This window comes from Vibrio sp. Vb0937, assembly GCF_033338855.1.
Map to the genome: position 1 here is coordinate 1 of NZ_JAWOTK010000058.1, position 3,077 is coordinate 3,077.

The window sequence follows — 3,077 nt, forward strand, 5'->3', positions numbered from 1 at the left end:
TATGCGTTGGTTTAAGTGATTAAGGCGGTATGCTTTAGCATCGGTGTTGCGTTGCTCACCCCTTAGCAGGGCGTTAGCTTTAACAAGGAGGTTACGTGGAACAATTGGGTATTAGTTATTTTGATTTAGCATTACTCTTATTTTGTCCAGTAGGTGGAGTAATGGGTAGTTTTGCATTTGCAATAATGGATTCAATTGATCCATTGAACTCCCCGAAAGACGAAAACAAAATAAATTTTGCGTCTGAGCAACTACAAGAAAAACGAGGTATTTGGCTTTGTTTACGCTGTGCATTAGGTTTTATTTTAGGAGTTGTTGTATCACTATATTTTATTGGCTCAATTCAACCCGATGTTGCAACAGTTGCTAAAATTGTTGCGTTATCAGTAGTTGCTGGTTACGCGGCACCTAAGATATGGGCGGCACAAGAAATTATAGTAGAAGCTAAAGTTAAACAGTTAGTCAGGGAAAGCGAAAAAGCTAACAAAGCATTTAAGAGTGACTCACAACGCTTGGCGATTTCGGTTTAAACTTGGTTTCAGTGTTTAAGGTGCAGTGGTTTAGGTTAGGTGTTTAGCGTTGTTTGCACCTTAATGCGGCGTTATGCGATTTCACATAGTGCAGAGTAATAGAAGGAAAAACGAATGGGTATATTTGATCTCTTCTCAAAACGACAAAAAAGATTAAGAGGCGATGTGCCAGATGTATATACATATGACACATTACCTAACCCGCTAAGAGTACAAATTATTCATATTTGGAGTGATACACTCGGGCAAGGAGAGCAATATTGGCATTATGATGATGTCAAACAAGCTTACAAGTTTGTAGTCGAAACTTTGTGCCGAGAATATGGTTTGTTTAAGCTCCCACATAGTGAACAGTATGGAGACCGGCATTACATTGAGGAGCTAGCTAATTACTTTTTGCGTGAAGAGAACGTTGAAAAGCAACTAGATATAGTTGAGCTTACTTTCAAAGTTATAAATACATTTACTCGTGAGCACCGATACTTGCGTCGCCATAATGCTGCTGATATTGCCGATAAAGCGATAGATGAGTTAAACAAGAGATTTAAAGAACATGGTATAGGTTTTCAATTTACTGGAAATGAAATTATTAGAGTTGATTCAGAATTACTTCACTCAGAAGCTGTTAAACCAGCTTTGAGGCTACTGAATCAAAAGCATTATGACGGCGCTCAAGAAGAGTTTCTGGTTGCATACGAACACTATCGTCATGGTAGGTATAAAGAGTCATTGAATGACTGTCTAAAGTCATTTGAAAGTACAATGAAATCAATTTGTGATAAGCAGGGATGGAAGTACCAAACAAATGTAACGTCTAAAGGTTTGATTCAAATATGCTTCGATAACGGGCTAATACCAGCTTTTTGGCAGCAGCAAATGACCTCATTAAGAAGCTTGCTTGAAAGTAGCGTCCCAACAGGTAGGAATAAACTTAGTGGTCACGGTCAAGGCTCAGAGTCGGTTGAAATTCCAGAATACTTAGTTGCATATATGCTACATATGACTGCTTCAACGTTAGTTTTTCTTACTACAGCAGAGTCAAAAATCGCATAACAAACAATTTAAGAGTGATTCAGCACGCTTGGCATTTTTGGTTTGGGTTTATTTCAGTGTTTACGGCGTTCTAGGTAAGTATCGTGGATGCGTGCTTCACACCTTAATTGGGCGTTATGTATTTTAATCATTGGTTTAGTGACAACTGACTAATTAACGTTGGAGCTACTGTCAATGCAACTAGAAACGAGTAAAAGCATGATTCGTATTGTTAGGAGAATTTGTGGTTCATATTATGCGCCTGGAGTTCTCATAGCCATTTTTATTATGTCGATATGTGTTATAGAAAATAGAGTTGTTGAGGGGCCATACACTGATAACGATGTGTTATACCATAAAGCTGAGGTAACAGGTAAGCATGGTACTGCTGGTCGTGGACTATCTTATGAAATTATTTTTGATAAAAAACACAAGTACGATATTAAAGTTCAAGGGTATGACTTTAATTTAATAAATAATAACTATTCCCTAGGATATGGTTCGCGCAAAGATACAGAAAACCTAAGTGTTGGGCTAGTTAAAACGCATTTAGACAATATTTATTATACTGTTTACGTTAAAGCTGGAGATGAAGTTCTTCTTTCTAGTTCTGATGGTCTTAATATGATAAATAAATCTAATGCCGAGCAGGTTAAATGGAGAGCTTACTTAAGTCTTATTGCATTTATTTTACTTTCTCTAATCTTTAGGTTTCTAAGGAAGTATTATTAAATTCTATGTATAAAGTTTGCTAATAAATTTTTGCAACCAAAATACATAACAAACTGTTCAAGAGGGATTCGCAACGCGTGGCATTTTTACTATGCGTTGGTTTTAGTGTTTAAGGCGGTATGCGGTGGCTTCGGTATTGCGTTGCTCACCCCTTAACAGGGCGTTAGTACTTGATTGGTATCAAGCGTTAAAAGTTTCTGTGTTTATTGGTTTCTTTTCCAGCTTTACACCTATTCAAATGTGCCTTTCACGTTCGCTCCGGTGGCACTATATGAGCTGAGTTCGCTTTGATTTTACCGTTTACGGTTTCTAACTTTTGGGTAATTTCTCTGGCGTGGCTTCTTTTGTGCCGTTGGTGTTTAACCCTAAAATTCGTTCTTTGGTGTGGCTGTTCAAATCCTGTGATCGAATCCTTTGCAAATTTGAAAGCGGTGAAAAAGGGTGGTTTGGCATGTTCTTCTTCTAGCCAACTTTCGTCTTGAGGTCGGTTTTTAGATTGGCAGTTGTCCGTTAGGCTTCTGTGTTTTTAACCACAAATTTCGTGCTATATTTCAGTATCTTGGCGTTTGCCAAAGGCTTTAAGGGCAGCGTACTAACAAGCTGCTTAAGAGGGATTCACAACGCGTGGCATTTTTACTATGCGTTGATTTTAGTGATTAAGGGGCATGCGGCGGCATCGGTATTGCGTTGTTCACCCCTTAGCAGAGCGTTATGCTCTAGGAGGGAATTTTGCTCAATTTACTGAAGAAAGTGGTGCTAATCAATCTTGCTGCAGCATTGATT

Annotated in this window: 3 protein-coding genes; all 3 read left to right on the forward strand. The window is 38.3% G+C overall.

Translation table 11 applies throughout. From position 1 onward, the window contains the following. The first annotated feature begins 95 nt into the window (after positions 1-95). The 3 genes from R7P67_RS22945 (at position 96) to R7P67_RS22955 (ending at position 2,294) form a co-directional block, all read left to right on the forward strand. Complete coding sequence (locus R7P67_RS22945) at positions 96-530, forward strand: hypothetical protein (RefSeq protein WP_262654348.1); 435 nt, start codon at positions 96-98, stop codon at positions 528-530. Positions 531-644: 114 nt separating this feature from the next. Next, positions 645-1,583, forward strand: coding sequence for an STM4504/CBY_0614 family protein (locus tag R7P67_RS22950; protein ID WP_140210983.1), 939 nt, complete (start codon positions 645-647; stop codon positions 1,581-1,583). Positions 1,584-1,757: 174 nt separating this feature from the next. Then, positions 1,758-2,294 carry a hypothetical protein gene (locus R7P67_RS22955; RefSeq protein ID WP_242456515.1) on the forward strand — a complete coding sequence of 179 codons (537 nt, stop codon included), beginning with the start codon at positions 1,758-1,760 and terminating at the stop codon, positions 2,292-2,294. Positions 2,295-3,077: the final 783 nt, after the last annotated feature.